At 67.1% G+C, this 26,877-nt stretch carries 25 protein-coding genes; 13 read left to right on the top strand and 12 right to left on the bottom strand.

Features of this window, described 5'->3' with window-relative positions; genetic code table 11:
* Positions 1-70: 70 nt before the first annotated feature.
* Positions 71-748, bottom strand: a complete 678-nt coding sequence (locus AC3WLF_RS06680; RefSeq protein WP_492318220.1) for a type 1 glutamine amidotransferase domain-containing protein — start codon at positions 746-748, stop codon at positions 71-73.
* 118 nt (positions 749-866) lie between these two features.
* Here AC3WLF_RS06680 and AC3WLF_RS06685 point away from each other — a divergent pair, with 118 nt between their 5' ends.
* Positions 867-1,823, top strand: coding sequence for a LysR family transcriptional regulator (locus AC3WLF_RS06685; protein ID WP_492352447.1), 957 nt, complete (start codon positions 867-869; stop codon positions 1,821-1,823).
* On the opposite strand, the gene AC3WLF_RS06690 is transcribed toward AC3WLF_RS06685, so the two are convergent.
* Positions 1,810-2,502, bottom strand: coding sequence for an SDR family NAD(P)-dependent oxidoreductase (locus tag AC3WLF_RS06690; protein WP_492318222.1), 693 nt, complete (start codon positions 2,500-2,502; stop codon positions 1,810-1,812). The genes AC3WLF_RS06685 and AC3WLF_RS06690 overlap by 14 nt on opposite strands.
* Positions 2,503-2,686: 184 nt before the next feature.
* Positions 2,687-3,649 carry a LysR family transcriptional regulator gene (locus AC3WLF_RS06695; RefSeq protein ID WP_492352448.1) on the bottom strand — a complete coding sequence of 321 codons (963 nt, stop codon included), beginning with the start codon at positions 3,647-3,649 and terminating at the stop codon, positions 2,687-2,689.
* A 221-nt stretch (positions 3,650-3,870) separates the two neighbouring features.
* On the opposite strand from AC3WLF_RS06695, the gene AC3WLF_RS06700 reads away from it, so the two are divergent.
* The 5 genes from AC3WLF_RS06700 to AC3WLF_RS06720 all read left to right on the top strand — a co-directional run bounded on the left by AC3WLF_RS06700 (position 3,871) and on the right by AC3WLF_RS06720 (position 8,098).
* Complete coding sequence (locus AC3WLF_RS06700; protein ID WP_492318224.1) at positions 3,871-4,818, top strand: hydroxymethylglutaryl-CoA lyase; 948 nt, start codon at positions 3,871-3,873, stop codon at positions 4,816-4,818.
* 8 nt (positions 4,819-4,826) lie between these two features.
* A complete protein-coding gene (locus AC3WLF_RS06705; RefSeq protein WP_492318225.1) occupies positions 4,827-5,984 on the top strand; it encodes a CaiB/BaiF CoA transferase family protein in 1,158 nt (385 codons plus the stop codon).
* A 76-nt stretch (positions 5,985-6,060) separates the two neighbouring features.
* The gene (locus tag AC3WLF_RS06710; protein WP_492355884.1) at positions 6,061-7,053 is read left to right on the top strand and encodes a tripartite tricarboxylate transporter substrate binding protein; all 993 of its coding nucleotides are present in this window, start codon (positions 6,061-6,063) and stop codon (positions 7,051-7,053) included.
* Positions 7,054-7,104: 51 nt separating this feature from the next.
* The gene (locus AC3WLF_RS06715) at positions 7,105-7,629 is read left to right on the top strand and encodes a gamma carbonic anhydrase family protein (RefSeq protein ID WP_492318227.1); all 525 of its coding nucleotides are present in this window, start codon (positions 7,105-7,107) and stop codon (positions 7,627-7,629) included.
* An 88-nt stretch (positions 7,630-7,717) separates the two neighbouring features.
* Positions 7,718-8,098 (top strand): DUF427 domain-containing protein, encoded by a 381-nt coding sequence (locus AC3WLF_RS06720; protein WP_492318228.1) that lies wholly within the window; start codon positions 7,718-7,720, stop codon positions 8,096-8,098.
* An 88-nt stretch (positions 8,099-8,186) separates the two neighbouring features.
* Here AC3WLF_RS06720 and AC3WLF_RS06725 read toward each other — a convergent pair whose 3' ends face one another.
* The 6 genes from AC3WLF_RS06725 to AC3WLF_RS06750 form a co-directional block, all read right to left on the bottom strand.
* Positions 8,187-8,537 (bottom strand): hypothetical protein, encoded by a 351-nt coding sequence (locus AC3WLF_RS06725; RefSeq protein ID WP_492357974.1) that lies wholly within the window; start codon positions 8,535-8,537, stop codon positions 8,187-8,189.
* Between the two features lie 57 nt (positions 8,538-8,594).
* The gene (locus AC3WLF_RS06730; RefSeq protein ID WP_492318230.1) at positions 8,595-9,014 is read right to left on the bottom strand and encodes a cupin domain-containing protein; all 420 of its coding nucleotides are present in this window, start codon (positions 9,012-9,014) and stop codon (positions 8,595-8,597) included.
* A 100-nt stretch (positions 9,015-9,114) separates the two neighbouring features.
* Complete coding sequence (locus tag AC3WLF_RS06735) at positions 9,115-9,933, bottom strand: GntR family transcriptional regulator (RefSeq protein ID WP_492318231.1); 819 nt, start codon at positions 9,931-9,933, stop codon at positions 9,115-9,117.
* Positions 9,934-10,022: 89 nt separating this feature from the next.
* Entirely contained in the window at positions 10,023-11,012 is a 990-nt protein-coding gene (gene puuE, locus AC3WLF_RS06740) for an allantoinase PuuE (protein ID WP_492355960.1), read from the bottom strand.
* A 38-nt stretch (positions 11,013-11,050) separates the two neighbouring features.
* Positions 11,051-11,785: an aspartate/glutamate racemase family protein gene (locus tag AC3WLF_RS06745; protein ID WP_492357975.1), complete on the bottom strand. Its 735-nt coding sequence runs from the start codon at positions 11,783-11,785 to the stop codon at positions 11,051-11,053.
* Between the two features lie 58 nt (positions 11,786-11,843).
* Positions 11,844-13,367, bottom strand: coding sequence for an NCS1 family nucleobase:cation symporter-1 (locus tag AC3WLF_RS06750; RefSeq protein WP_492350892.1), 1,524 nt, complete (start codon positions 13,365-13,367; stop codon positions 11,844-11,846).
* Positions 13,368-13,674: 307 nt separating this feature from the next.
* Here AC3WLF_RS06750 and AC3WLF_RS06755 point away from each other — a divergent pair, with 307 nt between their 5' ends.
* From AC3WLF_RS06755 to AC3WLF_RS06770, 4 genes are all read left to right on the top strand, one after another.
* Complete coding sequence (locus AC3WLF_RS06755; protein ID WP_492358001.1) at positions 13,675-14,856, top strand: CaiB/BaiF CoA transferase family protein; 1,182 nt, start codon at positions 13,675-13,677, stop codon at positions 14,854-14,856.
* A 65-nt stretch (positions 14,857-14,921) separates the two neighbouring features.
* Positions 14,922-15,665 (top strand): FadR/GntR family transcriptional regulator, encoded by a 744-nt coding sequence (locus AC3WLF_RS06760; RefSeq protein WP_492357976.1) that lies wholly within the window; start codon positions 14,922-14,924, stop codon positions 15,663-15,665.
* Complete coding sequence (locus AC3WLF_RS06765) at positions 15,662-16,477, top strand: enoyl-CoA hydratase (protein ID WP_492357977.1); 816 nt, start codon at positions 15,662-15,664, stop codon at positions 16,475-16,477. The genes AC3WLF_RS06760 and AC3WLF_RS06765 overlap by 4 nt, the downstream gene beginning before the upstream one ends.
* 83 nt (positions 16,478-16,560) lie before the next feature.
* Positions 16,561-17,538, top strand: a complete 978-nt coding sequence (locus AC3WLF_RS06770; RefSeq protein ID WP_492357978.1) for a Bug family tripartite tricarboxylate transporter substrate binding protein — start codon at positions 16,561-16,563, stop codon at positions 17,536-17,538.
* 56 nt (positions 17,539-17,594) lie between these two features.
* On the opposite strand, the gene AC3WLF_RS06775 is transcribed toward AC3WLF_RS06770, so the two are convergent.
* On the bottom strand, positions 17,595-19,757 hold the full coding sequence (locus AC3WLF_RS06775) for a TonB-dependent siderophore receptor (protein ID WP_492357979.1): 2,163 nt from the start codon (positions 19,755-19,757) through the stop codon (positions 17,595-17,597).
* A gap of 233 nt (positions 19,758-19,990) precedes the next feature.
* Here AC3WLF_RS06775 and AC3WLF_RS06780 point away from each other — a divergent pair, with 233 nt between their 5' ends.
* Positions 19,991-20,236, top strand: coding sequence for a type II toxin-antitoxin system RelB/DinJ family antitoxin (locus AC3WLF_RS06780; protein WP_492350889.1), 246 nt, complete (start codon positions 19,991-19,993; stop codon positions 20,234-20,236).
* A 101-nt stretch (positions 20,237-20,337) separates the two neighbouring features.
* Here the strand turns inward: AC3WLF_RS06780 and AC3WLF_RS06785 are convergent, their stop codons facing one another.
* On the bottom strand, positions 20,338-22,014 hold the full coding sequence (locus AC3WLF_RS06785; RefSeq protein ID WP_492357980.1) for an amidohydrolase: 1,677 nt from the start codon (positions 22,012-22,014) through the stop codon (positions 20,338-20,340).
* A gap of 71 nt (positions 22,015-22,085) precedes the next feature.
* Entirely contained in the window at positions 22,086-23,621 is a 1,536-nt protein-coding gene (locus AC3WLF_RS06790; protein ID WP_010810746.1) for an amino acid permease, read from the bottom strand.
* Positions 23,622-24,030: 409 nt separating this feature from the next.
* Here AC3WLF_RS06790 and AC3WLF_RS06795 point away from each other — a divergent pair, with 409 nt between their 5' ends.
* Both AC3WLF_RS06795 and AC3WLF_RS06800 read left to right on the top strand, forming a co-directional pair.
* Positions 24,031-25,701, top strand: a complete 1,671-nt coding sequence (locus AC3WLF_RS06795; protein WP_492318240.1) for a phospholipase D family protein — start codon at positions 24,031-24,033, stop codon at positions 25,699-25,701.
* Between the two features lie 88 nt (positions 25,702-25,789).
* Positions 25,790-26,875: a Zn-dependent alcohol dehydrogenase gene (locus tag AC3WLF_RS06800; protein WP_492318241.1), complete on the top strand. Its 1,086-nt coding sequence runs from the start codon at positions 25,790-25,792 to the stop codon at positions 26,873-26,875.
* Positions 26,876-26,877: the final 2 nt, after the last annotated feature.

The following is a 26,877-nucleotide window of genomic DNA, read 5'->3' on the forward strand; positions in this document are numbered from 1 at the left end:
GGCGTACGCTCCCCTCTCCCGCAAGCGGGCGAGGGGAGCAAACCGGCGGCGGCGCGTTTGCCGCCTTTCCTCACCTCAACATCTTCAACAACGCCTGCGCCGCCGCATCAGACGATGCCGGATTCTGCCCGGTCACCAGTCGCCCCGCGACCACGACATGGCTGGCCCAATCCTCGCCACGCGTGAAGCGCCCGCCGTTGGCCTTGAGCATATCCTCCACCAGGAACGGCACCACCCTGGTCAGCTGCACGGCTTCTTCCTCGCTGTTGGTGAAGCCGGTCACTTCCTTGCCCTTGACCAGCGGTTCCCCGTCCGCGCCCCTGGTATGGCGGAACACCGCCGGTGCGTGGCATACCGCTCCCACCGGCTTGCCGGCGCGGTCGAACTGCTCGATCAGCGCGGCCGAGCGCTTGTCTTCGGCCAGGTCCCACAGCGGGCCGTGCCCGCCCGGGTAGAAGATGGCGTCGAAGTCTTCCGCCTTCACCTGGTCCAGCGTCAGCGTGCTGGCCAGTGCGGCCCTGGCGGCCGGGTCACCCTGGAAGCGCCGGGTGGCGTCGGTCTGGGCGCCCGGATCGTCGCTTTTCGGGTCGATCGGCGGTTGGCCGCCCTTGGGCGAGGCCAGCGTGATGTCGGCGCCGGCGTCCTTGAAGACGTAGTAGGGCGCTGCGAATTCCTCCAGCCAGAAGCCGGTCTTCTTGCCGGTATTGCCCAGCTGGTCGTGCGACGTCAGCACCATCAGGATTTTCATTGTTCCGCTCCATGTCGGTTCACAGGCAGCCGGGCTGAAATGCCGCGGCACTGGCAACATCCTAGGCAGCGGACTATGATTCGAAAACTTCTATTATTCGATCTCTGTTATCCAAAAAATGAATATCGGCAGCAAGGACCTGAACCTGCTGTACGTGTTCCACGTGCTGTACCAGGAGGGCAATGCCTCGCGCGCGGCCGCGCGCATGGCGCTGAGCCAGCCCGCGCTGAGCCACAAGCTCAACCGCCTGCGCGACGAGCTCGGCGATCCGCTGTTCGTGCGTGCGCCGCGCGGCCTGACGCCGACGCCGCGTGCGCACGCGCTGGCGCCGCAGGTGCAGCGGCTGGTCGGGGATCTCGACGCGTTCTATGACGCCTGTGCCGGCCACGACTACCTGGCGCGCAGCGAGCACCTGCACATCTACACCACCGACTACATGGAGCAGCTGCTGCTGCCAGCCCTGCTGCCGCGGCTGCGCAGCCAGGCGCCGGGCGTGGTGCTGGTCACGCACAACACGCGCGGCGAGCTGCCGCGCGAGGAACTTGAGAAGGGCACCTGCGACCTGGCGATCGCGGGTTTTTATGAGAACCTGCCTGATACCTTCCACCAGCAGCGGCTGTGCAGCGAAGACTTCGTGGTGCTGGCCTCGCGCGCCAATCCGCGCATTGCCGACGGCCTGGATCTCGACGCCTTCCTGGCGTGCGAACACCTGCTGACCACGCTGACCGGCGACCTCAACGGCGTGGTCGACCGCGCGCTGGCCCGGAAGGGGCACAAGCGCAGCGTAGTGGCGGGGTTGTCGAGCTTCCTTGCGCCGAGCCGGCTGGTGCGCGGCACGGAACTGCTGCTGACCTGCCTGCGCTCGGTCGCGGAAGAGGCCGTGGCGCGCGACCCTGATCTGGTGCTGTTGCCGGTGCCGTTCGCACTGCCCCACGTCGACATGATGCAGATCTGGCACGCGCGCACCGATGCCGACCGGCTGCGGCGCTGGCTGCGCCAGCAGATCCAGGAGGCGGCCAGCGCCATCAGCGCGGCCGAACCCGCCGCGCGCAAGCCCCGCGTCAGGCGCGGTTGACCACCGGCAGCAGCGCGCCCTGCACCGCGCGCGCCGCATCCGAGGCCAGGAACAGGATCGCATCGGCCAGCGCATCCAGGCTGACCCAGCGCGCGGCATCGGCATCCGGCATGGCCTGGCGGTTCTCGGGCGTATCCAGCACGCTGGGCAGCACCGCGTTGACGCGGATGCCCTGGTCGCGCAGCTCTGCCGACATCGATTCGGTCACGCGCGCCAGCGCGTCCTTCGAGGCGCAATAGGCGCTCATCTGCGCCAGCCCGCGCGCCGCCGAGTTGGCACCCACGTTGACGATGGCGCCGCCGCCGGCGGCCAGCATGTGCGGCACCACCGCGCGCGCCATGTTCAGCACCGTGCCCACGTTCATGTCGAACACGTGGTTCCAGGCCTCGGCGCTGGTTTCATGCACGCTTGGGCCCATGGCGAAGCCGCCGGCCAGGTTGCACACCACGTCGATGCGGCCGCATGCCTGAACCGCTTGCGCGACGGCCTCGCTCAGCTTGGCGGCATCCAGCAGGTCCGCCTGCAGCGTCAGGTGGCCGGTGCCCGCTTCGGGCAGCGGCGCTGCATGCCGGTCCAGCAGCACCACGCGCGCGCCTGCCTGCGCGAAGGCCTGTGCCACGGCGCGGCCCAGGTTGCCGCGTGCGCCGGTGATCAATACGTTCTTGCCGTTGAAGTTCATCTTGGTGCTCCTGCGCCGTGGTGGCGCGCATGGTCGGGGTCAGCATCGCCCGGGGCCGGCTTTTACCATCGTGGGCCGGGGCGAAAAACGCAAGCCAGTCTACGCACCGCTCCCCAACATTTGCTTGCGAAATTGCCTCGGGCTAACCCTTGAACGGCACAGGAAGTTGCGCGCCGCGCCGGCGTCATTGCCGATTGCGGCGTGGCTTGCGCGCTGGCGCGATGTCCGCGGGGGCGGCCGCCGCTTCCGCCGCCGCGGTCTGTTCAAGGAAGGCCACCAGCAGCCGCGCCGCCGGCGACAGCAGTTCCAGGTCGCGGAAGCAGATCGCAAAGCGCCGCCGCGCCCAGTCGTTGCGCAGCGGGATCACGCGCAGGCCGAAGGTGGGCGCGATCGGCGCGGCGATCTCGGCCGGGATGATGGTGATGCCGAGGTTGGCCCGCACACAGCGCAGCGCGGCGTCGAAGGTCGAGACCACCGCGCGGTAGGCAATGCCGCGCCCGAGGATGGCCGCGTAGCGCGTCAGCATGGTCTGCACCGCGGTCTGGGCGGGCATGCCGATATGGTCGTAGTCCAGCGTGTCCTCGAAGCGGCAGTCCTCGGCCTGCGCCAGCGGATGCGAGGCGTGGACCACCGCCGCCAGGTGGTCGGTGCGGTAGGGCCGGGTCTGGAAGCCCTCCAGGTCGGCCGCGTCCCAGCAGATGCCCAGCGGCGCCGAGCCCTCGCGCAGCGCGCGCACCACGTCGCTGCTCAGGCTTTCCTCGATGGTCACGCGCACGTCGCGGTTGGCCGGCTGCTGCAGGAAGGCGGCAATATCGTCCGGCAGCGATTCCGCCATCGACGACACCGTGGCCAGCAGCCGCACCTGCCCGCGGATGCCGGCGCCATAGTCGGCCATGTCGCGCGCGACGCGGTCCGCCGCCGCCAGCATGGCGCGCGCATGCGCCAGCACCATCTCGCCGGCGGGCGTGGGGATCACGCCGCGGCGGCGGCGTTCCAGCAGGGTTGCGCCAACCGTCTCTTCCAGTTGCGCCAGCCGCTTGCTGATGGCCGATGCCACGATGTGCTCCTGCTCGCCCGCGCGCGCCATGTTGCGGGTTTCGCAGACGGCGACGAACAGGCGCAGGGTGGTGAGGTCGAGGTCTCGCATGGCTGTGAGGGACTGCGGGGTTTCCGGAATGGAATGTTAAGCCCCTTTGCTTGCCCGTAATCATTCATCCGGGAATTCCTGGATGCCGTCGTGCGGCGCCCGGCAGACATTCCGGTTCGGAATGTTATCGTGCGTAAACCACCGCTTCAGCTCTTGAGCAGAAACTCATAGAGTTCTTCCGTCGCCCCCACTGCAGGGCGCAAACCGGAAGCCCCTGAATCATGTCTGTTCCCTTTCCCCGCCACGCCGTTATCCGCGAAGTCGGATTGCGCGATGGCCTGCAGAGCATCCGCACCATCCTGCCCACGGCCAGCAAGGAAGCGTGGATTCGCGGCGCGTACGCGGCCGGCCTGCGTGAGCTGGAAGTCGGCTCGTTCGTGCCCGCGCACCTGCTGCCGCAACTGGCCGATACCGCGCGGCTGGTGGCGTTTGCGCGCACGCTGCCGGGCCTGTTCGTCTCGGTGCTGGTGCCGAACCTGCGCGGCGCGCAGGATGCGCTGGCCAGCGGCGCGGACCTCATGCTCGTGCCGCTGTCGGCCAGCCATGCGCACAGCCTGGCCAACCTGCGCAAGACGCCGGACGAGGTGGTGGCGGAAGTCGCCCGCATCCGGGCCGCGCGCGATGCCAGCGGCGCGAAGACGCTGATCGAAGGCGGTGTCGGTACCGCGTTCGGTTGCACGCTGCAGGGCCATGTCGATCCCGATGAAGTGCTGCGCCTGATGCAGGCGCTGCTCGATGCCGGCGCCGACCGCGTCAGCCTGGCCGACACCGTCGGCTATGCCGACCCGCGCATGGTGCGCGAGCTGTTTGCGCGCGCCGTCGAGATCGCCGGCGAGCGCTTCTGGTGCGGCCATTTCCACGATACCCGCGGGCTTGGCCTGGCCAACGTCCACGCGGCGCTGGAAACCGGCGTGAGCCGCTTTGACGCCTGCCTGGCCGGCATCGGCGGCTGCCCGCACGCGCCTGGCGCCAGCGGCAATGTCACGAGCGAGGACCTGGCCTACATGCTCGGCAGCATGGGCTTCGACACCGGCATCGATATCGGCCGCCTGCTGGCGCTGCGTGAAGACGTGGCCGGCTGGCTCAAGGACGAAACCCTGCACGGCACGCTGTGGCGCGCCGGCCTGCCCAAGACCTTCCCGGCCCAGCACGCTGGCGCCACTGCCTGAGACGCAAGATGACCCAAGACAACAGCAACTCCCTGCCGCTGGCCGGCATCCGCGTGGTCGAATTCACGCATATGGTGATGGGCCCCACCTGCGGCATGATCCTGGCCGACCTGGGCGCCGAAGTGATCAAGGTGGAGCCGCCCGGCGGCGACAAGACGCGCAACCTGCCGGGCCTGGGCATCGGCTTCTTCCGCGCCTTCAACCGCAACAAGAAGAGCGTGGTGCTGGACATCACCACCGAGGAAGGGCGCGCCGCCGCCGCCGAGCTGGCGGGCCAGAGCGACGTGCTGCTGGAGAACTTCCGGCCCGGCCTGATGCAGAAGCTGGGGCTGGACTACGCCACGCTGTCGCGCGACTACCCGCACCTGATCTATGTCTCGCACAAGGGCTTCCTGCCCGGCCCGTACGAGAACCGGCTGGCGCTGGACGAGGTGGTGCAGATGATGGGCGGCCTGTCCTACATGACCGGCCCCAGCGGGCGGCCGCTGCGCGCGGGCACCTCGGTCAACGACATCATGGGCGGCATGTTCGGCGCCATCGGCGTGCTGGCCGCGCTGCGCGAGCGCGACCGCACCGGGCGCGGCCAGGAGATCCAGAGCGCGCTGTTCGAGAACTGCGTGTTCCTGGCTTCGCAGCATATGCAGCAGTTCGCGATGACCGGCGAGGCGCCGCCGCCGATGCCGTCGCGCGTATCGGCATGGAGCGTGTATGACGTCTTCACGCTGGCCGGAGACGAGCAGCTGTTCATCGGCGCGGTCAGCGACAAGCAGTTCGTGACGTTGTGCCAGGTGCTGGAGCATCCGGAGCTTCTCGACAAGCCCGAGTACGCCAGCAATGCCTCGCGCGTGGCGGTGCGTCCGCAACTGCTCGATGAGCTGGGCGCGATCCTGCGCCACCACCGCAGCGCAGAACTGGCGCCCAGACTCGAAGCCGCCGGCATCCCCTATGCGCCGATCGTGCGCCCGGACCAGTTGCTCGACGATCCGCACCTGCTCGCCAGCGGCGGGCTGGTGCCGATGCAGGCCGACGACGGCTCGACCACGCCCACGGTGCTGCTGCCGCTGCTGATGGGCGGGCGCCGCCCGGGCGTGCGCCGGCCGCTGCCCAGGGCCGGCGAGCACAACGAAGAGATCCTGTCGCAGCTCGGCCAGGGCCGCGCCGGCTGACCGGTACCACGACGGGCATGCCGCGCCACAGCGGCAGCCCGCAAAGATCCTACGATAACGATACGGAGACAACCCCATGCACCCCCGTCGCATCCTTTTCAAGTCAGGACTGGCGCTGGCCGCCACCATGGCCGCCGCGCTGGCCGCGCCCGGCATCGGCGCGCTCGCGCAGGGCAGCACCGGCAAGCCGGTGCGCCTGATCCTGCCGATCAGCGCCGGTTCCGGCGTGGACACCATCGCGCGCGCGGCCGGCCCGGCCCTGGGCAAGGCCTTTGGCCAGCCGGTGGTGATCGAGAACCTGCCCGGCGCCGGCGGCATCACCGGTGCCGCGGCCGTGGTCAAGGCGCAGCCGGACGGCAGCACGCTCGGGCTGGTCTCCAACAACCATGTCATCAACCCGAGCGTGTTCCGCACCATGCCGTTCGATGCCATCAAGGACATCACCCCGATCAGCGTGATCGGCACCACGCCGCTGGTGCTTGTCGTGAACCCGAAGGTGCCGGCAAAGAACGTGAAGGAACTGGTGGCGCTGCTCAAGGCCAGGCCCGACGGCTACAACTACGGGTCGTCCGGCAATGGCACCATCATCCACCTGGCCGGGGAGATGTTCCTGGACGAGGCCGGCGTGAGTGCGCGCCATGTGCCGTACAAGGGCACCGGGCCGATGATGAACGACCTGATCGCCGGACAGGTGGAACTGGGCGTAGTCGCGCTCAACGCGGTGGCGCCGCACCTGAAGGCCGGCACACTGCGGGCGATCGGCGTGTGCGGCGACAAGCGCTCAGCCGCAGCGCCGGACATCCCCACCATCGCCGAACAAGGCTTGCCCCACTACAACGTCGCCGGCTGGTTTGCCGTGGTTGGCCCCGCCGGCATGCCGCCGGCAGAGGTGAAGCGCGTGCATGACGCATTCGCCAGGGCCTTCACCTCGCCTGAAGTGCTGGAAGCGATGAAGAAGCAAGCCACCGTGGTCGAGCCCGGCACACCCGAAGCCGCCGCAAGCTTCTTCCGCAGCGAGGCCACACGCTACGCCGCGCTGGTGAAGAAAGCCAACGTCAAGATCGAATAGCGCCCCACTTCGCTGCGGCACCACACCTGATCCATCCTCACGCTCTCGTTCATGACACTCTACAAACTTGGCGACCTCGCGCCCGCCATCGCCGGTACCGCGTTTGTCGCGGCGCAAGCCACCATCATCGGCCGCGCGGAACTGGCCGAACACGTCTCGGTCTGGCCCGGCGCGGTGATTCGCGCCGACAACGAGCCGGTGACAATCGGCGCCGGCAGCAACGTGCAGGAAGGCGCGGTGCTGCATACCGACCCGGGCTGTCCGCTGGCGCTCGGGGCCGGCGTGACCGTGGGGCACCAGGCCATGCTGCATGGCTGCACCGTGGGCGATGGCGCGTTGGTCGGCATCCAGGCCGTGGTCCTGAACAACGCGTCGATCGGCGCCGAGTCGCTGGTGGCCGCCGGCGCGCTGGTGACCGAGGGCAAGCAGTTCCCGCCGCGCTCGCTGATCCTGGGTTCGCCCGCCAAGGCTGTGCGCGAGTTGACGGATGAGGAAGTGAAGCACCTGCGCGTGAATGCCGAGGACTACGTCCGGCGTGCCGCGTATTACCGGACGGCGCTGGAAAAGATCGGCTAAGTGACTGGGCACGGTGTGGCCTGCAGGATGCGCGCCAAGCGCCTAGAATGCCTGCAGCCACCGTGGCGATGCCCCCAGGAGGACGACCATGTCCGACAAGCCTGTCAAGATCCCCGGCCCCGACCATCCGATCACCATCACGCCGACCGCCGGCAGGGTCGTGGTCAAGGTGGCGGGCGTCACCATTGCCGACAGCGACGCTGCGCTGACCCTGCAAGAGGCGGCCTACCCGCCGGTGCAGTACATCCCGCGCGCGCATGTCGACATGGCGCAGCTGGAGCGTACCGCGCACGCTACATACTGCCCGTACAAGGGCGACTGCAGCTACTTCTCCGTTCCCGCAGGCGGCGAGCGTTCGCGCAATGCGGTGTGGAGCTATGAAGCGCCTTACGCCGCGGTCGCCGCCATGGGCTCGTACCTGGCCTTCTATCCGGAGCGCGTCGGCAGCATCGAGATCCTCGGCAACTGAAGGATCGCGCGCCGCGCGGCATGGCGGCACCAGGAACGGAACTGCGCGGTTGCTTGCATCGACGGCAAGCACCATAGCCGCGGACAGCCTACGGGCCGAGCGCCGCATCGACCATCGCCACGGCCAGCCCGAGCAGCAGTGCGATGGCCGACGCGATAAACCATCGTACCGTCCTGCGGTACTCGTCCACCGCACCGTCCTCGATGCGCAGCGCGCGGAACAGCGCGACGATCTGCAGCGACACGGCGGCCAGTAGCGATACCGCCGCGAACAGCGCGCGCAGGTTCCAGTGGCCAGGGCTTTCGAAGCCCCAGAAGCGCCAGAACGCCAGCGAAAAGCCCAGCAGCACCGTGATCGCGGTGATGATGCCTTGCCGATAGCCGTTGGGCACCATCTGCGGCGCTGGCCCGGGTGAAGCCGCTGGATCGGGAGCATTCATGGGCGTCTCCGGTGGTGGCGTTGCGTCCTCCGCAGCCTGGCCAGGCGGGCCGCGGATTCAGCCGTCGCGGGCCGGCAATTGCACCACGGCCAGCGTGGCATCGGCTGGCCCGACGACCTTGCTCAGATGCCCTTTGCCCGTGGTGTCTTCCAGCAGCAGCGCACTGCCTGCCGACAGCGGCCGGCGTTCGCCGTCGCTGGCTTCGAACTCCATCGCACCGGCCAGAACGAAGATCCACATGCGCAGCGGCGACGGGTGCAGTGCGCCCACCCAGCCGGCCGGCACCAGCAGGAAGCCCTGGCGCGCGGCTTCGTCCAGCGGCGACACCCAGAAGGCGCGCGCCGGTGGCGCGAACAGGCGCTCGGTGATGGCAACGGAAAGCGGGGCAAAGTGGGATTCGCCGGCGGCATCCGCGTAAAGCCGCTCAAAGGCCAGCGGCGCACGCGCGGTTGTGACGGGTTCGGCAGTGGCAGCCATGGCGCACCTCCCTGCGGCGCATTGCGCGCGTTGTTATGCAGCCAGTCTAGGCTGCCGGGCGCGGAGTGCAATGCCTGCCTGGGCGTGCGAGGGCAGGGCGTCAACCCTTGCTGAAGATGCTGTAGAAGTCCGGCGCGCCGCTGTCGGGCACGCTCAGGTCGAGCGAGCCTTCGATGTGTTCCAGGTGTTGCGCCATCATCGCGCTGGCGCGCGCGGCGTCGCGCTGCTCGATGGCGTCGATCAGCTGGCGGTGCTCATGCTCGGCGCAGGCCGGCGCGCCGGGGCGGTCGTACAGCGTGATGATCAGGCAGGTCAGCGACACCATTTCGCGGATCAGCTTTTCGAGGATGGCATTGCCGGCCATCTCCGCGAGCAGGATATGGAATTCCCCTGACAGGCGGATCATCGCCGCGCGGTCGCCGCGGCCGCGCGCGTTGTCTTCTTCCATGGCATGGCGGCGCAGGCTGCGGACTTTGGCCGGCGTGGCACGCTGGGCCAGTTCGGCCGCCAGCGCGGGCTCGACCACGCGGCGCGCCTGGAACACCTCGCGTGCCTCGTCCACCGTGGGGCTGGAGACAAAGGCGCCGCGATTGGGCACCAGCGTGACCAGCTTCTCATGCGCCAGGCGCGCGAAGACCTGGCGGATGCGGGCCCGGCTGGCGCCGGTCACTTCGCACAGCCGTTCCTCGACCAGCTTGGTGCCGGCCAGCAGGCGGTGCTCCATGATCGCGGTCAGCAGGCTGAGGTAGATCGCCTCGGTGGCGGAAGCCTCGCTGGCGGCGGCCTCCGGGCCGGCACTTTCCTCCGGCGCGGCATTGGCGGCGGCCTTGGGTGCCGTTTTCAGGGTTGCCTTGGACGCGGGCCGGCGCGGCGTTTTTGCTGCCGCGCCGGGCGCCGCCTTCTTCGATGTGGTTGCCATATCAGGGGACGGACATTCAGCCTGTCGCCGGAACTGGCGACGAAAGACGGCTATATCGTACACAAATATGGCGACATGGACGGCATTTGTCAGGCCGGAGCAACTTCCTCGCGCATCGTGCCCACGGCTGCGGCACCACCGGCGGCTTCGAACGGATGCACCTGCGCCCAATGCCGGGCGATGTCGACACGGCGGCAGATCCACACCTTGTCGTGACCCTGCACATAGTCGAGGAAGCGCTGCAGCGCGCGGAAGCGGCCCGGGCGGCCGAGCAGGCGGCAGTGCATGCCGATCGACAGCATCTTGGGGCTGTCCTGGCCGCTCGGGTCGCCTTCCTCGTACAGCACGTCGAACGCATCCTTCAGGTACTGGAAGAACTGTTCGCCGGTATTGAAGCCCTGCGGCGTGGCAAAGCGCATGTCGTTGGAGTCGAGCGTGTACGGCACCACCAGGTGTGGCTTCTTCTCGCCGCCAGTGACTTCGACCTCGGTCCAGAAGGGCAGGTCGTCGCCGTAGTAGTCCGAGTCGTACAGGAGGCCGCCGTGCTCCACCACCAGGCGGCGCGTGTTGGGGCTGTCGCGGCCGGTGTACCAGCCCAGCGGCAGTTCGCCGGTCAGGTCCTTGATGATCTGCATGCCGATGCGCATGTGCTCGCGCTCGGTGGCTTCGTCGATGCCCTGGTAGTGGATCCAGCGCCAGCCGTGGCAGGCGATCTCGTGGCCCAGTTCGACCAAGGCGCGGGTCAGTTCAGGATGGCGCTGCAGCGCCATCGATACGCCGAAGACGGTCAGCGGCAGGCCGCGCTTCTCGAACTCGCGCAGGATGCGCCAGACGCCGGCGCGCGAGCCGTATTCATAGATGCCCTCCATGCTCATGTGGCGGTCGGGGTAGGCCGCGGCGCCGACGATCTCGGAAAGGAACTGCTCGGAGGCAGCATCGCCGTGCAGCACGCAGTTTTCGCCGCCTTCTTCGTAGTTGAGGACGAACTGCAGCGCAACGCGCGCGCCGCCCGGCCAGCGGGCGTGCGGCGGCCGGGCGCCGTAACCGATGAGATCGCGTGGATAGCGGGACTGGAGCATGGTGGTGGAGTCGGAAATGGGTCGGGAAGTCATACGGTTCAGTTCAGCGCATAAGGGGCCAGCATGCCCGCATACGCCTTGGGCAGCGGCCGCGCCCAGTCGCCGCGCTTGCTGGTGCCCAGGCGCACCGAGACCAGCGCCTCGGCCATCTTGACCGCGCACACCACGCCGTCGATCACCGGCGCGCCGATGGCGTCGGCGATCTCGTCGCACAGGTCGGTCATGCCGGCGCAGCCCAGCACGATGCATTCGCTGCGGTCTTCAACCAGCGCCTGGCGGCAGGCCTCGGTGATGATGCGGCGCGCGTCCGAGCCCGGGCGCTCCAGTTCCAGCACCGGCAGGTCGCAGGCGCGCACGTTGTTGCAGAAGCGTTTCATGCCGTAGCGCTCGGCCAGGTGCCAGGCGATATTGCAGGTGCGCGCCAGCGTGGTCACCACGCTGAAGCTGCTGCCGACCACGCTGGCCATATGCATGGCGGCCTCGGCAATGCCGATCACCGGTCCGCGCGCCACCTCGCGCGCGGCGTACAGGCCGGGGTCGCCGAAGCAGGCGATCACGTAGCCGTCCATGCCTTCCTGCTCGCCGGCCAGGATCTCGTCGAGTATGCCGGGCACGGACAGGGCTTCGTCATAGTGGCTTTCGATGGAAGCCGGTCCCATGCGCGGGCTGACCGCGCTGATGCGCGTGCCCGGTGCCGCCACGGCGACGGCGCACTGCCCGATCTTGTCGGTCATGCTCTGGGTGGTATTGGGGTTGATGATCTTCAGCTTCATGGGCGCGGCTCTGCTAAGTGCGGTCGAAATCGTGCAGTCGAAAGAATGGTTCCGGAGATCAGGCCTGGCTGGCGGCGCGGCTGCCGAAGTGGCCGGGCATCATGCGCGGCGCCAGTTGCCGGTACAGCACCAGCGCAATGCCCATGCCGATAAACCAGCTGTAGTTGGCCGCGGACTGCCAGGCCGGCACTACCACGCACAGGATCGGGATGATGGCCGCCGGGATCATGGTGGCCACCGCCGCCGGGTTGAAGCCGTTGCGGTACCAGTAGCGGCCGCGCGGGTTCAGCGTGTACAGGTCGTCGACGTCGACATGCTGGCGGCGCACCAGGTAGTAGTCAGCAATCAGGATGCCGAACAGCGGGCCGATGAAGGCGCCCAGCACGTCCAGCGTGTAGTGGATCACCGCCGGGTTGTTGTACAGGTTCCACGGCGTGATGAAGATCGACGCCACGGCCGCGATCATGCCGCCGGTGCGCCAGCTGATGTGCTTGGGCGAGACGTTGGAGAAGTCGAATGCCGGCGAAACAAAGTTGGCGACGATATTGATGCCGATGGTGGCGGTCATGAAGGTGAACGCGCCCAGCAGCATGGCGAAGGTGCTGTCGATATGGCTGACGGTCTCCACCGGGTCCGTGATCAGCTTGCCGAACACCGGCAGCGTGGCCGAGGTCGTGATCACGGTCAGCAGCGAGAAGCCCAGGAAGTTGACCGGCAGGCCCCAGAAATTGCCGCGCTTGACCGACTTGAAGTCCTTGGCATAGCGAGAGAAGTCGCCGAAGTTCAGCATCGGGCCGGAGAAATACGACACCACCAGCGCGATCGCGCTCAGCATCACCGGCACCGATTCCCAGCCGGTGTACTTGACGAAGCTCAGCGTGAAATTGACGTTCTCCCAGCCGGCCTTGTTCACCAGCCAGATCGCCAGCGCGATCATCACCACGTAGACCGCCGGGCCGGCCCAGTCGATGAACTTGCGGATGGTCTCCATGCCGGTCCAGAACACCAGCGCCTGCAGCACCCACAGCACCATGAATGCGCCCCAGCCCAGCGTGGAGAGCCCGGCAAAGCCGTGCAGCTTCACGTCGGCATACGGCGCCAGCGCGGGAAAGAAGTGCAGCGCCAGCAGCAGGAACGCGCTGGAAGCCAGGTAGGTCTGGATGCCGTACCAGGCCACTGCGATCAGCCCGCGGATCACCGCCGGGATGTTGGCGCCGAGCACGCCGAACGAGGCCCGGCAGATCACCGGATAGGGTGTGCCGGTCACCTGGCTGGGCTTGGCCACCAGGTTGCAGAAGAACTGCACGATCAGGATGCCGACCAGCAGCGACACCAGCACCTGCCAGCTGGTCAGCCCCAGCGCGAACAGGCTGCCGGCAGTGATGTAGCCGCCCACGCTGTGCACGTCCGACATCCAGAAGGCAAAGATGTTGTAGGTGCCCCAGGTCTGCTTGCGCAGCGGCGCCAGGTCCTCGTTGGTCAGGCGTTCGTCATAGCCCGGCTTGATCAGGGCGTTGCCGTGTGCGGCATGCCCCGCCTGCACCTGCGGTGCGTCGGCGGGGGTTGCGGTCGTTTGCATCATCTGAGTCTCCTGGCAGATGTGTGTCTTGACGATAGGCGACATGCGGCCGTTTGGCTCTTTGGTGTGCGCCGGTGGAAAGCTGCTTTTTATTGACTACAAAATTGTCTACAAAATTGATTTGGTGTGTAGACGATGTTGTAGATCACGGTTTCGTGATTGTCAACATTCGCTTTCCCTGAAGTCTTTTCGTCCACTCCGGGATGTCCTCAGGGGTTTACCCCCGGCTTGATTCGTGCAGATCCTGAATATAGGATGTCCAACATCCCATCTGTAGATGCCTGGCAAAGAGACAAAATTGGAGATAACTTTGGGGCATGGTCCGCTTTCCCGATTCACCGTACTTGACCTCACGCGCGTGCGCTCCGGTCCGGCCGCCGTGCGCCAGTTCGCCGACTGGGGGGCGACCGTCATCAAGATCGAAGAGCCGGGCCAGGCGCCCGATGACAAGCCTGGCGGTTCGGCGCAATTTGCCGATTACCAGAACACCCATCGCAACAAGCAGAGCATTACGCTCAACCTCAAGCATCCGGAGGGGCGCGCGCTGTTCCTGGAACTGGTGCGCAAGGCCGATGTGGTGGTGGAGAACTACCGGCCCAACGTGAAGTTCAAGCTGGGCATCGACTATGAGTCGCTGCGCAAGGTCAATCCGCGCATCGTCTATGGCAGCGTATCGGGGTTCGGGCAGGATGGTCCGTACCACGAGCGCCCGGGCCTGGACCAGATCGCGCAAGGAATCTCCGGCATGATGTCGGTCACGGGCGAACCCGGGCGCGGACCGATGCGCGCGGGGATTCCCGTTGCGGACCTGACCGCCGGCCTGTTCTGCGCGATCGGCCTGATGGTGGCGCTGCTGGAACGCGAAGTGTCCGGCCAGGGCCAGTGGGTGCAGACCTCCCTGCTGCAATCGCAGCTGTGGATGATGGACTTCCAGGCCATGCGCTGGCTGATGAATGGCGAGGTGCCGGGCCAGAGCGGCAACGATCATCCCACCAGCAGCCCGACCGGCGTGTTCCCGACGCAGGATGGCTACATGAATATCGCCGCCATGGGCAACGACATCTTCGCGCGGCTGTGCAAGGTGCTCGACGTGCCTGAACTCATCGCGGACGAGCGCTTCCTGACGGTGCCGTTGCGTGCCCGCAATCGCCCGGCGCTGAACGCCGCGATCGCCGAGCGCACGCGCACGCGCACCACCGAGGAATGGATCGGCCGCATGAATCGCGAAGGGGTGCCGTGCGGCCCCATCCTCAGCATGAACGAGGCCTTCGCCGATCCGCAGGTCGAACATCTGCGCATGAGCCAGCCCATCGAGCACCCCAGGCTGGGCACGATCTCCGTGGTCGGCCAGCCGGTGATCCTGAGCCGGACCTCGCTGGGCGAACTGGCGCCGGCACCGGAGAGCGGTGAGCACAACCACGACGTGTACCGTTCGCTGCTCGGCCTGGATTACGCGCGGATCGAAGCGCTTGCAGCGCAGGGGGTCATCTGATTGAGCGCTACCATATCCGCCATGATTGCCCCGCTTCCGGGGCCACGGACATGACGGAGATTCTGATGAAGGCCCAACTTGGCATGGAGATTCGCGGATTCACGAGCCTGCGCCGGCCGGACAACCTGCCCGACGAGATCGCGCACCAGATCCGCCAGCGCATCCTGGACGGGACCCTGGCCCACGGGCAGCAGCTGCCCACGGAGAACGAGCTGGCCACCGCGTTCGACGTGAGCCGCAATGTCGTGCGCGAGGCCATCGCGCGCCTGAAGCTGGCCGGCTACGTTGAAACCCGGCGCGGCACCGGCACGTTCGTGGCGCAGGGCATCGGGCAGCGCAACTTCGAGATCGTCACCGACGAGCTGCTGCATGAGGATGCGCTCGAGCATGTCTTCCAGCTGCGCGTCGAGATCGAATCGGGCGCGGCCGCGCTGGCGGCGCGGTTCCGCACGCCCGCGCAGCTGGAGGCGCTGCGACTGGCGCTGGCGAAGGTCGATGAAGCGGGCGGAGACTGGGAAAAGGGCGCGGACACCGCACTCGATTTCCACCTCGCGGTCGGCAACGCGACCAACAATCCGTACTTCATCCGCTTGATGGCGCATCTGAGCCATGTGCTCCACGACTCCGTGCGCACGCTGCGCTCCACCTCGACCGGGACCACGCGCATCGCGGAAGTCGAGCAGGAGCACCACGCGATCTTCGACGCCATTGCCGTGGGGAACGCCGACCAGGCGCGCGCCGCCATGCGCTACCACTTGACCAACGGTATTGAAAGACATAAGGCCCGAGCGCCTGGAAAGACAACATGACCACGACACGCATACTGCAAGGCGAGATTACCGATACCCTGCTGGTGGAAAAACGCGGCCGCACCGGCTGGATTACCTTCAACGACCCTGGCCGCCACAACGCCGTCTCGTTCGACATGTGGGCGGCACTGCCCCAGGCGCTCGCAGCGTTCGAGCAGGACGACGAAGTGCGCTCGGTAGTGCTGACTGGCGCCGGAGAACGCGCCTTCGTGAGCGGGGCAAACATCGCGCAGTTTGACAGCCTGCGCTCCGGCGAAGAGGCCGTCGCGGCCTATGAGCAAGTGGCCGAGGCCGCCCAGCTGGCCCTCTACGACTACGCCAAGCCGACCCTCGCCAGGATCAAGGGCTATTGCATCGGCGGCGGCCTGAATATTGCCCTGTGCTGCGATATCCGGATTGCGTCGGGCGACAGCACCTTCGCCATCCCGGCCGGCAAGCTCGGCCTGGGCTACCGGCTCACCGCAATCCGGAATCTGGTCAGCACGGTCGGCGCCGCCAATGCGCTCGAAATCTTCCTGACCGCCAACCGCTATTCGGCGGCCGACGCCAAGGCCCTTGGCCTGGTCCACCACGTAACCGATGCGGCCGACCTCGACACGGCGCTGCAGGCGCGCCTGGACCAGATTGCCGCCAACGCGCCCCTCACGCTGCGCGCCGGCAAACGCATGATTCGTCAATTGCAGCAGCTGGGCCCGCAGGTCGATATCGCGGGCATGCAGCAGCTCGTCATGCAGTGCTTCGCCAGCGACGATTACCGCGAGGGCAAGCGCGCCTTCGCCGAAAAGCGCAGCCCCGCTTTCAAGGGCCAATAAGCGTTACATCCCGGAGCTCCGGGAGTATCGGCAATGCCGCCACGCATGACGTGGGGACACATACAAAAGAGAGGAGACATGGCATGAACACGAAGCAGAGGCTTGTCCTCGCGATGGCCGTGGCCGGCCTGGGCCTGGCAGGGCACGCGGCGGCCCAATATCCGCAACAGCCCATCCGTATCGTGGTGGGCTATGCGGCCGGGGGCACCACTGACATCCTGGCGCGGGCGCTGGCCGAACAACTGGCCAGCGAGCTGAAGCAGTCGGTGATCATCGAGAACAAGCCCGGCGCGGCCGGCAACTCGGCCGCCGCCTATGTGCAGCAGTCGGCGCCGGATGGCTATACGCTGTTCATGGCAACCGTGTCGAGCCACGGCATCAACCCAGCCCTGTACAAGAAAACGCTGGGCTACGAGCCGGTCAGCGGCTTTGCGCCGGTCAGCATGGTCGCCTCGATCCCGCTAGTGCTGATCACGACCCCGAACCTGCCCGCCAGGAACGTGCCTGACCTGGTGGCGCTGGCCCGGAAGAAGTCGGGAGAGCTGAACTACGCATCCAGCGGCAACGGTTCGCCGGTCCACCTGGCCGGCGCGATGTTTGCCCAGAGCGCCAATGCCAAGCTGGTGCATGTGCCGTATCGGGGCGGAGCGCTTGCCAATACTTCGGTGATCGCCGGCGAGACGCAACTGAGCTTCGCCACGCTGCCTGGCGCCCTGCCGCAGGTAAAGGCCGGCAGGCTGCGCGCCATCGCCGTGACCACCAGGGAGCGGTCGCCGCAACTGCCGGATGTTCCCGCCATGCGTGAAGTGCCGGGCTTCGGCAGCTTCGAGATCAATACCTGGAATGCATTGCTGGCACCGAAGAATACGCCCCAGCCGGTGATCGATGCGCTGAACCGGGCCGTCGCCAGGTCACTGGCGTCGCCGAAGCTTGTTCAGCGCTTCAACGGGGAAGGGGCGACGCCGGCCAGCAGCACCCCGGCTGAGCTCAGCCGCTTCGTCAACGCCGAGCTGGCCAAATGGGCTGGCGTGGTGAAAGACCTGAACGTCAAGGTTGACTGAAGGCAGACGCCTGCGGAAGCGGGGCTTCTGCGGGCGGCCTTGCGCTCCGGCCAATCTCAATAAGCAATCTTCGCCGTCAGGCTCACGCTGCGCGGATCGGCCGGCTGGATGTAGTTCTCGTACTGGAAGCCCCAGTAGCGCTTGTTGGTCACGTTGTTCAGCGCGGCGCGCAGCGTCAGGTCCTTGCCGGCGACGCGGGTGTTGTAGCTCGCGCCGAGATTGAACACCGTGTAGCCGCCGGCGTCCAGCGTATTGCCCGCGTTCAGCTTGGTATTGCCGGTGTACTTGCCATCGACGCCAAGGCGCAGGCCTGGCACGAAGGGCACGCGGTAGCTGATGCGTCCCGCCAGCACCAGGTCAGGCGCACCGGCGACGCGCTTGCCGTTGTTGGCCAGGCCCTTGTCGTAGTACGAGTCCAGGTACATCGCGCTCGCGCCGAATTCCCACTGCGGGCCCAGCCGGTACACGCCGGCCAGTTCCAGCCCCTGGTAGATCGAGGTGCCGTCCTGCTGGCGCGTCGGCACGCCGCCGTTGATGCTGTCGTACTCGGCGCCGCGCTCGATGCGGAAGGCGGCGGCGGTGGCGCTCCAGGCGGCCTGGTCGGCCTTGACGCCGACTTCATACTGCTTGCTGCGGATCGGGCTGAGCAGCTGGCGTGCATTGGTGTAGCCATCCGGCACGATCGAGCCGGGCTCCAGCGCTTCCACGTAGCTGGCGTAGACCGTGGCCGTGGGCACCGGCTTGAACATCAGCGCCAGCGTGGGCGTGACCACGCCGTTCTTGCTGTAGCTGGAGCTCACCGGCACGTAGCCGTTCTGCTCGAAGTTGGTCACGCGCAGGCCGGCCAGCACCGACCAGCGCTCGCTCAGCTGCACGGTGTCGCTGGCGAACACCGACTTCTGCGTAATGTCGCTGTTGCGCACCTTGTTGAAGGCGGTCGAGCTGTAGTACGTGTTGGTGTTGGGCTCGAAGATGTTGCCGGTGCCGATGACGGCGCCGAAGCCGTTGTTGTCATAGCGGTCGATCTGCTTCTGCCACGACAGGCCCGCCACCAGCTGGTGCCCGAACGGCCCGGTGCGGAACTTGCCTTCCAGCATCGCCTGCCATTGGCCCACCTGCTGGTTCTGCGCGGTGTCGTAGCGCTGGTCGCTGTAGTCGCCGGCCTGGTTCAGCAGGTTGTAGGTGCTTTCGTTGCGGCTGCGGTTGACCTTGGTGAAGCTGTAGTTGGTGCTGGCCGCCCAGTCAGGATTGATCTGGTAGCGCAGGCCGGTGCTGTACAGCTGCAGGTTGGTGTTCAGGTGCTGGTCGGCACCGGCGAAGTTGCGGATGCGGCCGGACACCGCGGCCGGCAGGGCCGCGTCGCCGTAGCTCCACAGGCTGAACGACGGCATCTGGCCAGTGGCGCGGCGGTCCTGGTAGATCGAGTCGAAGGTCCAGGTCAGGTCCCTGGTCAGGCGCGCATCCAGGCCCAGCGAGACGCTGTCGCGCTTGATATTGCGCGCGTTGTAGGGCGTGCCTTCCTCGTGCGTCACGTTCAGGCGGTAGCCGAACATACTGTTCGGGCCGGCGCGCCCGCCCAGGTCGACGTGCTCGCTCCAGACATTGGCGGCGCGGTAGCCCAGTTCGAACGAGGCGGTGAAGGTGTCGGTCGGCTTCTTGGTGACGTAGTTGACGATGCCGCCCGGGGTGGCAAAACCGTACATGAAGCCCGGCAGCCCCTTGAGCAGTTCCACCTGCTCCATGTGCTCATAGGGCAGCGTGATGCCGTAGGCCACGAACGGCAGCCCGTTGATCTTGAAGCCGTTCTGCCAGTCGATCTGCAGGCCGCGCACGCTCAGGTAGCTGGACCAGCTGTTGTAGCCGTTGCCGTTGTCGCTGACCGACGCATCCATCGCAAACACATCGCCCAGCTTGGCCACCTGGCGGTCGGCCAGGTCTTCGCCGGTGACGATGGTGGTGGAGTACGGGGTGTCGAGCTGCGTGCGCGAGCCCAGCGCGCCGGTGCTGGCCTTTTTCTCAAGCTGCAGGCCGGAATCGTCGACCGCCGAGGCGCTGACGGTCACCGCGGGCAGCGACTGCGCATCCGCTGGCGCCGCGGCTTGCTGCGCCAGTGCGGCGGTTGCCGGGAAGCCGGCCAGGACGGCCACATGCGCCAGCACGGCGAGATGGCGGGGTTTCGGTGCGCGCAGGCGCGCGGCGCGAATGACTTGACGATTCATGAGGGGACCCGCAGAGGGCAGGAGACAGGCAAACCTGTATGTAAATGTAGAATACAAATGCGAATAATTCGCATTTAGGAAAAGGCCGAATGATGCCTAAGCCGGTTGCGAGGGTCAAGGTGTGGGAAGGGGTGTTGCGGTGAAAGCAACGGATGGCTGGCGTAGCCGTTCGCGCTAGGCTCCCTGACTCCCTTATCGATCACTGGAGCCTGCCATGGCCATGTCGAACATTCGTGTCCGGATTGATCTGCGAACCCAAGGAAAAGGCTTCTGCCGTGCTGGAAGCGATGGGCCTGACGGTGTCCGACGCAGTGCGCATGCTGTTGAAGCGCATAGCAACCGACAAGGCACTTCCCTTGGCGTTGATGACGCCAAATGCGGCGACTATTGCTGCGCTGAGGCAAGCGCGGGCCGGCGGGTTGCGCAGGTTTGAGTCGCTGGACGATCTGAGGGCCGATCTCTGCCGTGCAGGCGACTGATGCGGTCTGGGAGCTCCCCGCTCCCGCGTGCGGGAGGGGGAGCGCCAGCCATGGCTAGCGGGTGAGATTTACCGCGTGCGCGCGGGATGCGTGGGAAACGCTCAGCGCTTGCCGTCCTTCGCGTACACCCGCTCACCCGCCACCCAGGTCTCCAGCACCTGGGTCTTCCAGATGTCTGCCGGCTTGGCCTTGAACAGGTCCTGGTCGACCAGGATGAAGTCGGCCCACTTGCCGGCTTCGAGCGAGCCCAGCGTCTTCTCCTGGTGCTCGGCATAGGCCGCGTCCAGCGTGAAGGCGCGGAATGCCTGCGGCAGGGTCATGGCCTCTTCCGGATGCCAGCCGCGGATCGGGCGGCCTTCATGGTCGGTGCGGGTGACCGCGGCGTGCAGGCCGTAGAACGGGTTGGCCGATTCCACCGGGAAGTCCGAGCCGCCCGCGATCACGGTGCCTTGCTTGAGCAGCGTCTGCCAGGCGTAAGCGCCCTTGATGCGGTCCTTGCCGACGCGGTCTTCGGCCATGTTCATGTCGCTGGTGGCGTGGGTGGGCTGCATCGAGGCGATCAGGTCCAGCGTCTTGAAGCGCGGGATGTCCGACAGCGCGATCACCTGCGCGTGCTCGACGCGGTTGCGCAGCTGGCGCCCGCCCACGTCCTTGTAGGCCGCTTCCATGGCATCCAGCACCTGGTGGTTGGTGGCATCGCCGATGGCGTGGATGTTGACCTGGTAGCCGGCCTTGATCGCGCTCTTGACCGCGGTCTGCATGGCGGCATCGCTCATGAAGAGCAGGCCGCTGTGCACATGGTCGTCCGAGTACGGTGCCATCAGCGCGGCGCCGCGGCTGCCCAGTGCGCCGTCGCCATACAGCTTGACCGCGCGCAGGTAGTAGCGGTCGTTGCCATAGCCCACCAGCGGCCCCTTGGCCGACAGCGCCTTGAAGTCGTCGCCGGTGTCGCGGATCATGCCGTAGATGCGCGTGGTCAGCTTGCCCTGGTCGGCGAACTCGCGGTAGATCTTGTCTTCGGCAACGGTCACGCCGGCGTCGCCCGCTGCGGTCAGGCCGAGCGCGCTCATGTGCGCGAGCGAGGCGGCCAGTGCGGCGCGGCGATCGTCGTCGCTGTACGGCGGGATCACGCTGTTGACCAGCGCCATGGCCTTGTCGACCAGCACGCCGGTGGGGTTGCCGTTGGCATCGCGCTCGATGCGTCCGCCGGCCGGGTCCCTGGTGTCGCGCGTGATGCCGGCGGCCTGCAGCGCCTTGGTGTTGAGCCACGCGGCGTGGCCGTCCACGCGCACCAGCCGCACCGGGCGGTCCGACACCGCCGCGTCCAGCTCGGCCGCGGTCGGGAAGCGGCCCAGCTTCCAGTTCACCTGGTTCCAGCCATAGCCCAGCAGCCACTTGCGCTGCGGGTTCTTGTCGCCATAGGCGCGGATCATGCCTTGCGCGTCGGCCAGCGTCCTGGTGCCGGACAGCGAGATCTCGGTGGTCTTGAAGCCCAGGCGGAACACATGGCCGTGGGCGTCGATCAGGCCCGGCAGCAGGGTCTTGCCGTGGCCGTCGATGCGTCTGGCATCGGGGTACTGCGCGCGCAGCGCGGCGGCGTCGCCGGTGGCCAGCACCTTGCCCTGGTCGAACACCAGGCCGGTGAAGCTGGTGACCTTGTCCTGCTTCAGGGTATAGCCCTGCACCGATTCCACCAGCGTCGGCGCGGCGTGCGCGGACAGGCTCAGTGCCATGCAGGCGCCAAGCGCCAGCATGCTCATGCGGATTGCTTTCTTCAAAGCGATGCTCCTTGTTGTTGTGCTTTCTTGCTTTTGTGTACTGCTGGTTGTGAAGCGCCCGGGATTGGCGCTTATTCACCGATTGCCGGCACGGCGGCGCGGGCCGGGGCGGCATCGCGTCTGGCCGGCAGGGCGGGGAATTGCATCTCGGCATAGGACACGAAGCGCGTCTTGCGCGCAATGCGGTAACCCAGCCAGATCAGGAGGAAGATCGGGATGCCGATATAGGTGGCGGCCACGCTGACCCAGTCGATCTTGCCGCTGGTGAAGGCCTGGTAGTTCTGCCCCAGCGTCACGATCAGGCACAGCGCAAAGGCGAAGATCGGCCCGTAGGGGAAGAACGGCGAGCGGTAAGGCAGCCGGTCCAGGTCCAGCCCCTGTGCGACAAAGCCCTTGCGGAAGCGGTAATGGCTGACCGCAATGCCCAGCCACGCGATAAATCCGGTCATGCCGGACAGGTTCAGCAGCCACAGGTAGACCGACCTGCTTTCGAACAGCGAGGTCAGGAAGCACAGCGCGCCCACCGCGGTGGTGGCCAGCAGCGCCATCAGCGGCACGCCGTTGCGCGTCAGCTGCGCAAAGATGCGCGGCGCGCGGCCTTCGGTGGCCAGGTTGTACAGCATGCGGGTGGAGGCATACATGCCCGAATTGCCGGCCGACAGCACCGCGGTCAGGATCACCGCGTTCATCACGCCTGCCGCAAAGGCCAGGCCCGCATGGCGGAACACCAGCGTGAACGGGCTGACGCCCACGGTCTGCACGTCGTTCTTGAGCAGGTTCGGGTCGGTGTAGGGGATCAGGATGCCGATGATCAGGATCGCCAGCACATAGAACAGCAGGATGCGCCAGAAAACCTGGCGCACCGCGCGCGGGATGTTCTTGGCCGGATCGGCCGATTCGCCGGCGGCGACGCCGATCAGCTCGGTGCCCTGGAACGAGAAGCCGGCGATCATGGCCACGCCGATCAGCGCCGGCAGGCCGCCGACGAAGGGCGCGTCGCCGGTGGTCAGGTTGGCCAGTCCGTGGGAGGCCGACACGTCGCCGCGCAGGATGCCGAAGATCATCAGCGTGCCGATGCCGATAAAGGCGATCACCGTCACCACCTTGACCAGCGCGCACCAGTACTCGGCCTCGCCGAAGCCGCGCACCGAGATCGCGTTAAGCAGGAACATCAGGCCCAGGAACAGCGCGCTCCACAGCACGCCCGGCGTGTCGGGGAACCAGTACTGCATCACCAGCTGGGCCGCGGCCAGTTCCACGGCGATGGTCACCGCCCAGTTGTACCAGTAGTTCCAGCCGAGCGCGAAGCCGAAGCCTTCATCGACATAGCGCGCGCCATAGGTGGCGAACGAGCCCGACACCGGCATATAGGCCGCCAGCTCGCCCAGGCTGGTCATCAGGAAATAGACCATCGCCCCGATCAGGATATAGGCGGCCAGGGCGCCGCCGGGGCCGGCCTGCGCGATGGTGGCACCCGAGGCCACAAACAGCCCCGTGCCGATCGAGCCGCCGATGGCGATCATGGTGAGATGGCGTGCCCGCAGGGTGCGGCGCAGCGTCGGCGCGGGGGCGCCGGAAGAGGTGGGCTGGGAAGGTTGGCTTGACATCAGGATCCGGTCTGGGCGCGCGCCAGGACAAAAGGCGCGAAGGCGCGCAACTATGCCGGCATCGCCGAGAGGCGGCAAGCTGTGCCGAAGCGCCAGCCGCACGGGTCGCGGCGGCCCGCCGCCAGTGCCTCCTCCCGGTTCTACCGGCCGGTATATTGGGCGGCATCATAAGAGAAATCGCTGTGCAGGGAAAGCCGCTGCGCGGGCTGTGGGCCGCCAGGTGTGCTGCATCCGCCGCGTCGCCGCGTGCCTGTGCAATGAGGTGTAGGACAAACACCCGGCGCGGAACAGGAATGGCACCGCTGCCACGGCAGCGGCGCGCGGTATATCGTGCGAGGTAGCAGGCGCTGCATGCCGGCCGGCGCGCGGGGCCAGCTCCATTCCATCCCGCCGCAGGGGGACCTTACGGATGTTCCAGACGCTCTGCCATATTCCGTTCGATACCCGGTCAAGCCGTGCCGCGGCACACGCGGGCGCCAGCCGGGGCCTGCGCCGGCTGACGGCGGCCATGCTGGGGTCGGCGCTGGTGGCCGGGCTGCTGGCAGGGTGCGCCAGCCTGCCGGCCTCGGCGCAGCGCACCCCCTCGAGCGCCCCGGCCAGTACCGCCGATACTCCGCTGGGCAAGGTGCTGGCGCCGCGCCTTGCCCAGCGCCCCGGCGAATCGCTGTTCTATCCGCTGTCGTCCGGGCCCGACGCGCTCGCTGCGCGGCTGGCGATGGCGCGTGCGGCGCAGCGCAGCCTGGACCTGCAGACCTATATCTTCGAAACCACCGGCACCGGCGCCGCCGTGCTGGGCGACATCATCGACGCGGCCGACCGCGGCGTGCGCGTGCGCATGCTGCTCGACGACTTGCATACCGGCGGCATGGACAAAATCCTGTCGGCCATCGATTCGCATCCCAATATCGAGGTGCGCCTGTTCAATCCGTTTGCCAACCGCAGCGTGCGCTGGCTGGAAATGCTGGCAGGCTTCAAGCGGCTGGACCGGCGCATGCACAACAAGTCGATGACGGTGGACAACCAGATGTCGCTGGTGGGCGGGCGCAATGTCGGCGATGCCTACTTCTCCGCGCGCACCGACATGGATTTCAGCGACCTTGATGTGCTGATTGCCGGACCGGCGGTACCGCAGGTATCGGCCGTGTTCGACGAATACTGGAACGACCAGTCCTCATACCCGGTGGTGGCGCTGATCCCCGCAGGCAAGGAAGCGCCGGTGGAGATGCGCAGCCTGCGCAAGGGCCTGGAAGCACGCGGCGACCAGGCCGTCGCCAGCCCCTACGTGAAGGAATTGCTGGAGTCCGGCCTGGCCAAGGGCATCGAGAGCGGCCGCATGCCTGCCTACAGCGGCAAGGCTGTCGTGGTCTCCGACAAGGCCGCCAAGATTACGCACCAGACCGACGACGACCCCGGGCACGCCACCGCCCGGCTCGAGAAAATGATCAACGGCGCGCAGAAGGAAGTGCTGCTGATCTCGCCGTACTTCGTGCCGGACGACGACGGCGAGGCCTGGCTGATCGCCCTGGCAAAGCGCGGCATCCGCGTGCGCATCCTGACCAACTCGTTTGCCGCCACCGATGTCAGCCCGGTGCATGCCGGCTACGCCCCGCACCGGCTGGCGCTGGTGGCCGCGGGCGTCGAGCTGTACGAGCTCAAGCCCAGCGCCTACGCCGAACTGGCAAGCAGCGGCAAGGCCGCGCGCGGTTCGCGCTCGCGCTCATGGCTGTCGTCCAGCCGCGCCAGCCTGCATGCCAAGAACTACATCGTCGACCGGCACCTGGTATTCATCGGCTCGCTCAACATGGACCCGCGCTCGGCCAAGCTCAATACCGAGATGGGCGTCGTGCTGGACAGCCCGGCCCTGGCCGAGCGCATGATCAAGTCCACCGAGCACGGGCTGCTCGACATGGCCTACCGCGTCGGCATGCAGACCGATGGCGACGGCGGCAACCGGCGCCTGACCTGGACCACGCGCGAGAAAGGGCAGCTCATGGTCTATGACAGCGAACCCGGCATGGGTCCGCTGCAGCATCTGGGCATTGGCGTGCTGCGCGTGCTCCCGATCAAGGAAGAGTTGTAAACCTGACTGCGGTGCTGCACCGCGCCTTTCCTGAACCCGGGTTTGGGCGTATGGTTTTCCGCTTCGTTGCCTGCCGCAAAGGAGCTTCATGAAAGCCGCTGTCCTGCATCAACCCAAGACCCCGCTGATTATCGAAGACGTTGCCATCGGCAAGCCCGGCCCGCGCGAGGTGCTGGTGCGCACCGCCGCCGTGGGCGTGTGCCACTCGGACCTGCATTTCCTGGACGGTGCCTACCCGTACCCGATGCCGGCGATCCTGGGCCACGAGGCCGCGGGTGTGGTCGAGCAGGTCGGCGCCGAAGTGCGCACGGTCAAGCCCGGCGACCACGTGATCACCTGCCTGTCGGCATACTGCGGCCATTGCGAGCACTGCCTGACCGGCCACCTTTCGCTGTGCATTGAGCCCGATACCCGCCGCCGCGAAGGTGAGGAGCCACGCCTGATGGCCCGCCAGGGCGGGCCGCTGAACCAGTTCCTGAACCTGTCGGCCTTTGCCGAGCAGATGCTGATCCATGAGCACGCGCTGGTGGCAATACGGCGCGACATGCCGCTGGACCGCGCCGCGCTGATCGGCTGCGCGGTCACCACCGGCATGGGCGCGGTGATCCATACCGCGAAGGTGCAGCCGGGCGAGACCGTTGCCGTGATCGGCTGCGGCGGCATCGGGCTGGCCACGGTCAACAGCGCCGCCATTGCCGGTGCCGGGCGCATCATCGCCATCGACCGCGTGCCGGCCAAGCTGGAGCTGGCGCGCAAGTTCGGCGCGACCGACGTGATCGACGCCGGCAATGCAGACGTACTGGATGCCGTGCGCACCCTCACCGGCGGCGGCGTGCACCATGCCTTCGAGGCGATCGGCCTGAAGCAGACTACCGAGCAGGCCTTTGCCATGCTGCGCCGGGGCGGCACCGCCACGGTCATCGGCATGATCGCGCCCGGCGTCAAGATCGAACTGAAGGGCAGTGACTTCCTTGCCGAGAAGCGCATCCAGGGTTCGCTGATGGGATCCAACCGCTTTCCGGTGGACATGCCGCGCATGGTGGACTTCTATATGGCCGGCCGCCTGCACCTGGACGAACTGATTGCGCAGCGCCTGCCGCTGGAGCGCATCAACGATGCCTTCGACGAACTGCGCCGCGGCGAGCTGGCGCGCTCGGTGATCCTGTTCGATTAAGG

This window comes from Cupriavidus sp. FW306-01-F10A (assembly GCF_058782785.1).

What these genes read in the sequence shown, in the direction of transcription:
- AC3WLF_RS06790 (WP_010810746.1), bottom strand. Translation starts at nt 23,621, where the DNA reads ATGTCAAGCCAACCTTCCCAGCCCACCTCTTCCGGCGCCCCCGCGCCG.
- AC3WLF_RS06725 (WP_492357974.1), bottom strand. Translation starts at nt 8,537, where the DNA reads ATGAATGCTCCCGATCCAGCGGCTTCACCCGGGCCAGCGCCGCAGATG.
- AC3WLF_RS06735 (WP_492318231.1), bottom strand. Translation starts at nt 9,933, where the DNA reads ATGGCAACCACATCGAAGAAGGCGGCGCCCGGCGCGGCAGCAAAAACG.
- AC3WLF_RS06775 (WP_492357979.1), bottom strand. Translation starts at nt 19,757, where the DNA reads ATGAATCGTCAAGTCATTCGCGCCGCGCGCCTGCGCGCACCGAAACCC.
- AC3WLF_RS06690 (WP_492318222.1), bottom strand. Translation starts at nt 2,502, where the DNA reads ATGAACTTCAACGGCAAGAACGTATTGATCACCGGCGCACGCGGCAAC.
- AC3WLF_RS06770 (WP_492357978.1), top strand. Translation starts at nt 16,561, where the DNA reads ATGAACACGAAGCAGAGGCTTGTCCTCGCGATGGCCGTGGCCGGCCTG.
- AC3WLF_RS06760 (WP_492357976.1), top strand. Translation starts at nt 14,922, where the DNA reads ATGAAGGCCCAACTTGGCATGGAGATTCGCGGATTCACGAGCCTGCGC.
- AC3WLF_RS06765 (WP_492357977.1), top strand. Translation starts at nt 15,662, where the DNA reads ATGACCACGACACGCATACTGCAAGGCGAGATTACCGATACCCTGCTG.
- AC3WLF_RS06745 (WP_492357975.1), bottom strand. Translation starts at nt 11,785, where the DNA reads ATGAAGCTGAAGATCATCAACCCCAATACCACCCAGAGCATGACCGAC.
- AC3WLF_RS06685 (WP_492352447.1), top strand. Translation starts at nt 867, where the DNA reads ATGAATATCGGCAGCAAGGACCTGAACCTGCTGTACGTGTTCCACGTG.
- AC3WLF_RS06710 (WP_492355884.1), top strand. Translation starts at nt 6,061, where the DNA reads ATGCACCCCCGTCGCATCCTTTTCAAGTCAGGACTGGCGCTGGCCGCC.
- AC3WLF_RS06705 (WP_492318225.1), top strand. Translation starts at nt 4,827, where the DNA reads ATGACCCAAGACAACAGCAACTCCCTGCCGCTGGCCGGCATCCGCGTG.
- AC3WLF_RS06795 (WP_492318240.1), top strand. Translation starts at nt 24,031, where the DNA reads ATGTTCCAGACGCTCTGCCATATTCCGTTCGATACCCGGTCAAGCCGT.
- AC3WLF_RS06750 (WP_492350892.1), bottom strand. Translation starts at nt 13,367, where the DNA reads ATGATGCAAACGACCGCAACCCCCGCCGACGCACCGCAGGTGCAGGCG.
- AC3WLF_RS06715 (WP_492318227.1), top strand. Translation starts at nt 7,105, where the DNA reads ATGACACTCTACAAACTTGGCGACCTCGCGCCCGCCATCGCCGGTACC.
- puuE (WP_492355960.1), bottom strand. Translation starts at nt 11,012, where the DNA reads ATGCTCCAGTCCCGCTATCCACGCGATCTCATCGGTTACGGCGCCCGG.
- AC3WLF_RS06730 (WP_492318230.1), bottom strand. Translation starts at nt 9,014, where the DNA reads ATGGCTGCCACTGCCGAACCCGTCACAACCGCGCGTGCGCCGCTGGCC.
- AC3WLF_RS06720 (WP_492318228.1), top strand. Translation starts at nt 7,718, where the DNA reads ATGTCCGACAAGCCTGTCAAGATCCCCGGCCCCGACCATCCGATCACC.
- AC3WLF_RS06695 (WP_492352448.1), bottom strand. Translation starts at nt 3,649, where the DNA reads ATGCGAGACCTCGACCTCACCACCCTGCGCCTGTTCGTCGCCGTCTGC.
- AC3WLF_RS06700 (WP_492318224.1), top strand. Translation starts at nt 3,871, where the DNA reads ATGTCTGTTCCCTTTCCCCGCCACGCCGTTATCCGCGAAGTCGGATTG.
- AC3WLF_RS06800 (WP_492318241.1), top strand. Translation starts at nt 25,790, where the DNA reads ATGAAAGCCGCTGTCCTGCATCAACCCAAGACCCCGCTGATTATCGAA.
- AC3WLF_RS06680 (WP_492318220.1), bottom strand. Translation starts at nt 748, where the DNA reads ATGAAAATCCTGATGGTGCTGACGTCGCACGACCAGCTGGGCAATACC.